Raw genomic sequence first — 6,191 nt, forward strand, 5'->3', positions numbered from 1 at the left:
GCCACCTTGCCTGCCAGGCTTGGACAGAAGGCCAGAATGAAACGCTACGAACGCTTCGCCGATGACATTGCCGAACTGATCCGCTCCGGGGTGCTGGGCCCCGGCCAGCGCGTGCCGTCCGTGCGCTACGCCAGCCAGACCCACGGGGTCAGCCCGTCTACCGTGTTCCAGGCCTATTACCTGCTGGAACGGCGCGGGCTGATCCGCGCCCGGCCGCGCTCCGGGTATTTCGTCAACGCCCACGTTCCGCGTCAGTTCAGCGAGCCGCAGGCGCTGCAACCGGTGAGCGAGTCTACCGATGTCGACGTCAGCGCCTTGGTATTTTCGATCCTCGACTCGATCAAGGACCCCAACACCATTGCCTTCGGCTCAGCCTTTCCCAGCCCTGAACTGTTCCCGCTGCAACGCCTGTCCCGCTCACTGGCCAGTGCCAGCCGCAGCATGGACCCGCGCATGGTGGTGACCGATCTGTCCCCCGGCAACCCGCAGCTGCGCCGGCAGATCGCCCTGCGTTACATGGTCGGTGGGCTGATGCTGCCGATGGAAGAGCTGCTGATCACCAACGGCGCACTGGAGGCCCTGAACCTGTGCCTGCAGGCCGTGACCCAGCCGGGCGACCTGGTCGCCATCGAGGCCCCGGCCTTCTATGCCTGCCTGCAGGTGCTGGAGCGGCTCAAGCTCAAGGCCGTGGAAATCCCCGTGCACCCGCGCGAGGGCATGGACCTGGGGGTGCTGGCGCAGACCCTGGAAAAGCACCCGGTAAAGGCCGTGTGGTGCATGACCAACTTCCAGAACCCGGTAGGTGCAAGCATGCCGGAGGCCAAGAAACAGGCCCTGGTGGAGTTGCTGGCGCGCCATCAGGTGCCGTTGATCGAAGACGACGTGTACGCCGAGCTGTACTACTCGCAACAGGCGCCCAAACCCGCCAAGGCCTTCGACACCCAAGGCCTGGTCATGCACTGCGGCTCGTTCGCCAAAAGCCTGGCACCGGGCTATCGCATTGGCTGGGTGGCCGCCGGGCGCTTTGCGCAGAAGATCGAGCGGTTGAAACTGATGACCTCCCTGTGTGCCTCCATGCCGGCTCAGGCGGCCATCGCCGACTACCTGCAACACGGCGGCTACGACCGCCACCTGCGCAAGCTGCGCTACGCGCTGGAGGGCCAGCAGGCCAACATGCTGGCAGCCATCGCCCGCCACTTCCCGGCGCAGACACGGGTCAGCCAGCCCTCCGGCGGCTACTTCCTGTGGCTGGAACTGCCCGAGCAGATGGACGCCCTCAAGCTGTTCCACATGGCCCTGGCCCAAGGCATCAGCATCGCGCCCGGGCCGATCTTTTCGCCCACCCGACGCTTCGGCAATTGCATCCGCCTGAACTACGGCAGCCCCTGGCATGACGGCGCCGAACAGGCCATGGAAACCCTCGGGCGGATCATTCGCTCGTTCTGATAGCGAGGGGCCCGAGGGGCAACTATAGTTGCTCGATCCGATCATCAGGCCTTCGTCATGCAGCCAGATACGCTTGCGTCCTTTGCACAATTGCAAGCGCGTGTCGCAGAACTGGAAGCACGCCTGGCAGAGCGCGAAGACAGCGTCCAGGCGCATGACAGGCTGCTTGGAGAACTGCTCGACAACAGCCCGGCCAACGTGTTTGCTGCCGACCGCAGGATGCGCCTGTTGGCCATCAACCGCACGGCGCGCGAAACCTTCGAGCGTTACCGAGGCTTCGTGCCGCAGATTGGCGACTACGTACCCCAGTTCCTGACCGGTCAACCCGACATCATGGGCCGCCTGGCCCCGATATGGCCGCGCATACTGGCGGGGGAAGCGTTCATCGACACCGTCACCTTCGGGCTGGACGACGCACCACGCCACTACGAAATTCGCTACCACCCGTGGCTCGATGCTCAGCAGCGAATTCAGGGCGGCTACCTGTTCGCCTATGACATCACGCAGCGCGTGACCGAACAGGAACGCCTGCAGCAGGCCGAAGAAGCACTGCGCCAGGCGCAGAAAATGGAGGCGGTCGGCCAGTTGACCGGCGGGATTGCCCATGACTTCAACAACCTGCTGGCCAGCATCCTTGGCGCCCTGGAACTGGCCGGGCAACGTCTGGTGCAGCAACGCCTGGCGGACACCGCGCAGCTGCTTGAACTCAGCCGGCACAATGCCCAACGCGCCGCAGCCTTGGTGCAGCGCTTGCTGGCATTCTCACGGCAGCAGACGCTGGTCCCGCAACGGGTCGATGTACAGCAACTGGTGGCCGGCATGCACGACCTGATCAGCAGCTCCACCGGCCCCTATGTCGACTATCACGACCAGACGCATGCCGGACAATGGCCCATCCGAATTGACGCACAGCAACTGGAAAATGCGCTGCTCAACCTGTGCATCAACGCCCGAGACGCCATGCCGCTTGGCGGCACCTTGAGCATTGGTTGCGCCAATGTCGAAGTGCAAGGCGCCGAAGCCAGGCAACTGCGCCTGGCCGCTGGCCGGTTTCTGCGTATCCGCGTTGAAGACACCGGCATGGGTATGTCCAAAGCAGTGATGCAGCGCGCCCTTGAGCCCTTCTTCACCACCAAGCCGCTCGGCCAGGGCACTGGCCTTGGGTTGTCCATGGTCTACGGCTTTGTGCGGCAATCCGGTGGCCAGTTGGTCATCGACAGCACGCCTGGCCAGGGTACCGCCATCAACCTGTATCTCCCCTGCGATGAAAGCGTCGCCGCCGCTTCACCCTGCCCCCACGTCGAGGGGACTGCACCTGCGGTCTCACTTCAGCAGCGCGTGTGCAAGGTGATGCTGGTGGAAGACGAGCCGGCCCTGCGCCTGGTCATGCTGGAGGTATTGCTGGACCAGGGCCATGAAGTTCAAGCATTCGAAGATGGCCGCCAGGCATACAAGGCCTTGCAGGAAGCCCCTGCGCCAGACTTGCTGATCACCGATGTCGGCCTGCCCGGGGGTATCGATGGCTACCAACTCGCGGACGCCTGTCGAGATATTGCACCGCATGCCGCGGTGCTGCTGATCACAGGCTATGACCTTGCGCACAGTACGGCAAATGCGCGGCCCCACCGGCGCACCGAACTGCTGGCCAAGCCCTTCGATCTGCAAGCACTTGCCCAGGCGCTTGAACGGCTGCTGGGGAGCACCGCCCAGTCACCCTGAGTGGCTATTCGCCTGCAGGTGAACACGTTAAAGTCAGGACTTTTCATTGGCCGGACGCAGGCATGCCTTCTCGTGATCTGAACTCACTGCGCCAACAAGTCGAAGACCTCCAGCGACAGAACACACTGCTGGAGCAACGGCTTGCAAGCCACCAGGCGCACGACCAGGACTTCTATCGCTCACTGTTCGACACCATGGACGAAGGCTTCTGCATCATCGAGTTCTTCGATGGCCCCCATGGCCCCCTGAGTGACTACGTGCACGTGCTGGCCAACGCAGCCTATGCCAAACACGCCGGCATCCCCAACGTGGTCGGGCAAAAACTGCGCGAGATGGTGCCCGATGAGGCGGATGACTGGGTGGCCCGCTATGGCGCGGTGCTTCGCACCGGCGAACCGCTGCACTTCGAGCAGGAACTGATTGCCACGGGCCACGTGCTGTCGGTGACCACTTTTCGCATAGAACCTGCCGAGAAACGCCAGGTAGCGGTATTGTTCAAGGATGTCACCGAGCGCCGGCGTGCAGAGCAGGCCCTGCAGCGCCTGAACGAAGAGCTCGAACAACGGGTGAATGCCGCACTGGCGGAGCGACGCTTGTTTGCCGAGCTGGTCGATCACAGTGTGGTCAATGTGCATGTGGTCGACAAGGACCTGCGCTGGCTCGCTGTCAATCGCCAAGCCAGGCATGACTTCCACCTGCTGTACGGGAGGACACCCGAAATCGGCGACTACCTGCCCGGGTTGTTCGAGGATGGCACCGCCGGCCAGACGCCTATTCTGCCGATGTGGCAGCGCGCCCTGGCAGGCGAGCAGTTCATCGAGATCGGCACCTTCGGCAAGCCCCCCGCGGTGCGTCATTATGAGTTGCGCTTCAACGCCTTGCGCGACCCCATAGGCGAGGTACAGGGCGCGTTTCTGTTCGCCTATGACATCAGTGAGCGAGTGCAGGAGCAGGAACGCTTGGCCAAGGCCGAAGCGGCGCTGCGCCAGGCACAGAAGATGGAGGCCGTAGGCCAGCTCAGTGGCGGCATTGCCCACGACTTCAACAATTTGCTGGGCGGCATCCTGGGCGCCCAGGAGTTGATGCGTCAACGCCTGGACCAGTCACGCTTCGACGCCCTGGCGCCCTTGCTGGAGCTGTCCAGCAGCGCGGCGCAGCGGGCCTCGTCGCTGGTGCACCGGCTGCTGGCGTTCTCCCGCCAGCAGACCCTGCAACCCTGCTCCACGCAAGTGGCCACCTTGGTGGCTGGCATGGAAGACCTGCTGCGCCGCACCATCGGCCCGGCGATTACCCTGAGCAGCCGCTTCGCCAGCCAGCTGTGGCCGACCTTCATCGACCCTCCCCAACTGGAAAGCGCCTTGCTCAACTTATGCATCAACGCGCGCGATGCCATGCCTGCCGGGGGTGTGATCGAGATCATCGGCGACAACCTGCTGCTTGACGACGAGCAGGCCGTGGCAATGGAACTGCCGGCCAGCGAGTTCGTGCGGCTGAGCATCGTCGACAACGGTAGCGGCATGTCGGCTGAAGTTGTCGAGCGCGCAGTCGAGCCGTTCTTCACCACCAAGCCGATGGGCCAGGGCACCGGCCTGGGTCTGTCCATGACCTATGGCTTCGTGCGCCAGTCGGGTGGGCAATTACGGGTGCTGTCGGCGCCTGGCGAGGGTACCCGCATCGAGCTGCTGTTACCCCGCCACCACGAGCAAGCCCAGGCGCCAGTCAGTAAACCTCCGCGCGCGCCCTTGCAAAGAAGCAGCGAGGCTGCCAAACGCATTCTGTTGGTTGAAGACCAGACTGCCTTGCGCCTGGTGATCGGCGAAGTGTTGGAAGAGCTGGGCTATCGGGTGGACGCCTTCGAGAACGGTCCGTCTGCCCTCACCCACCTGCAAAGCGGCGAACGGCCAGACTTGCTGCTGAGCGATGTCGGCCTGCCTGGCGGCCTGAATGGCCGCCAGGTAGCCGAACGCTGCCGTGAGCGCTACCCGGACCTCAAGGTGCTGTTGATCACCGGCTACGATGAGAGCGCGGCGCTCAGCGACGGCCAACCGCTGCAAGGTACGTTGGTGTTGACCAAGCCGTTCGAACTGGAAGCACTGGCAGAGCGGGTTCGCGAGCTGCTGGAACCTTGACGGGCGCTCAGCGCCCGCCGCCCAGGTCGATGAAGCTGCCGGTGGCATAGGAGGCTTTGTCCGAAAGCAACCAGAGGATGGCCTCGGCCACTTCCTCGGGATGCCCTCCTCGGCCCATGGGCAAGCCAGGTTCAAGCTTGCTGACGCGATCCGGGTCACCCGAAAGCGCATGGAAACCGGTATGGATATAGCCTGGTCGTACGCCATTGACGCGCACGCCCTCGCCTGCCACTTCTTTGGCCAGGCCGATGGTGAAGGTGTCAAGCGCGCCCTTGGAGGCGGCATAGTCGACATACTCGTTGGGCGAACCCAGGCGTGCGGCGACCGATGATACGTTGACGATGGCCCCGCCTTGCCCGCCATGCCGGCGCGCCATGCGCAGCAGGGCGTGCTTGGCGCAGAGCATGGGGCCGACGACGTTGGTCTTCATGACGTTCAGCAGCCGGAACTCGGACATGTCCTCGACCCTGCTCTGCTGGCCGATGGTGCCGGCGTTGTTGACCAGTGCGGTGACCGGGCCGAGCTCATCGTCGACGCGCAGGAATAGCTGGATGATTTCATCTTCGACGCTGACGTCGGCGCGCACCGCGATGGCCTCGGCGCCCAGGGCGCGGACCTGGCTGAGGATGGCTTCGGCGGCCTGGTCATCGGCGTGATAGTTAATGCAGATGCGGTAGCCCTGGCGGGCGGCCAGCAGCGCAGTGGCGGCGCCGATACCGCGGCTGCCGCCGGTGATGACAATGACGTTCTCCATGGGTTTGCCAATGGTTTGGGGAAGGGAGCATCGACAATAGGCGAAATGGCGCTGCGTTGGAATGACGAAGATCAGCACAGCCAACCCTCTGCTGTTGATGTGGCTGTTGATCTTGGCTGTTGATCTGGCTGTTGATCTGGCTT

General features: G+C 63.8%; 4 protein-coding genes. 3 read left to right on the forward strand and 1 reads right to left on the reverse strand.

The features are described 5' to 3' along the window. Positions 1-36 precede the first annotated feature (36 nt). The 3 genes from mapR to N5D53_RS22560 all read left to right on the forward strand — a co-directional run bounded on the left by mapR (position 37) and on the right by N5D53_RS22560 (position 5,294). Positions 37-1,446 carry a GntR family transcriptional regulator MpaR gene (mapR, locus tag N5D53_RS22550; RefSeq protein ID WP_003247831.1) on the forward strand — a complete coding sequence of 470 codons (1,410 nt, stop codon included), beginning with the start codon at positions 37-39 and terminating at the stop codon, positions 1,444-1,446. 57 nt (positions 1,447-1,503) lie between these two features. Beyond that, positions 1,504-3,165, forward strand: coding sequence for a PAS domain-containing sensor histidine kinase (locus tag N5D53_RS22555; RefSeq protein ID WP_198748101.1), 1,662 nt, complete (start codon positions 1,504-1,506; stop codon positions 3,163-3,165). 62 nt (positions 3,166-3,227) lie between these two features. Next, entirely contained in the window at positions 3,228-5,294 is a 2,067-nt protein-coding gene (locus N5D53_RS22560) for a PAS domain-containing protein (protein WP_064493365.1), read from the forward strand. Between the two features lie 7 nt (positions 5,295-5,301). Here N5D53_RS22560 and N5D53_RS22565 read toward each other — a convergent pair whose 3' ends face one another. Continuing rightward, on the reverse strand, positions 5,302-6,048 hold the full coding sequence (locus tag N5D53_RS22565) for an SDR family oxidoreductase (RefSeq protein ID WP_088512710.1): 747 nt from the start codon (positions 6,046-6,048) through the stop codon (positions 5,302-5,304). Between the last annotated feature and the right edge of the window lie 143 nt (positions 6,049-6,191).

This window comes from Pseudomonas sp. GD03862 (assembly GCF_029840855.1).
GTDB classification, from domain to species: Bacteria; Pseudomonadota; Gammaproteobacteria; order Pseudomonadales; family Pseudomonadaceae; genus Aquipseudomonas; species Aquipseudomonas alloputida.

What these genes read in the sequence shown, in the direction of transcription:
- mapR (WP_003247831.1), top strand. Translation starts at nt 37, where the DNA reads ATGAAACGCTACGAACGCTTCGCCGATGACATTGCCGAACTGATCCGC.
- N5D53_RS22555 (WP_198748101.1), top strand. Translation starts at nt 1,504, where the DNA reads ATGCAGCCAGATACGCTTGCGTCCTTTGCACAATTGCAAGCGCGTGTC.
- N5D53_RS22560 (WP_064493365.1), top strand. Translation starts at nt 3,228, where the DNA reads ATGCCTTCTCGTGATCTGAACTCACTGCGCCAACAAGTCGAAGACCTC.
- N5D53_RS22565 (WP_088512710.1), bottom strand. Translation starts at nt 6,048, where the DNA reads ATGGAGAACGTCATTGTCATCACCGGCGGCAGCCGCGGTATCGGCGCC.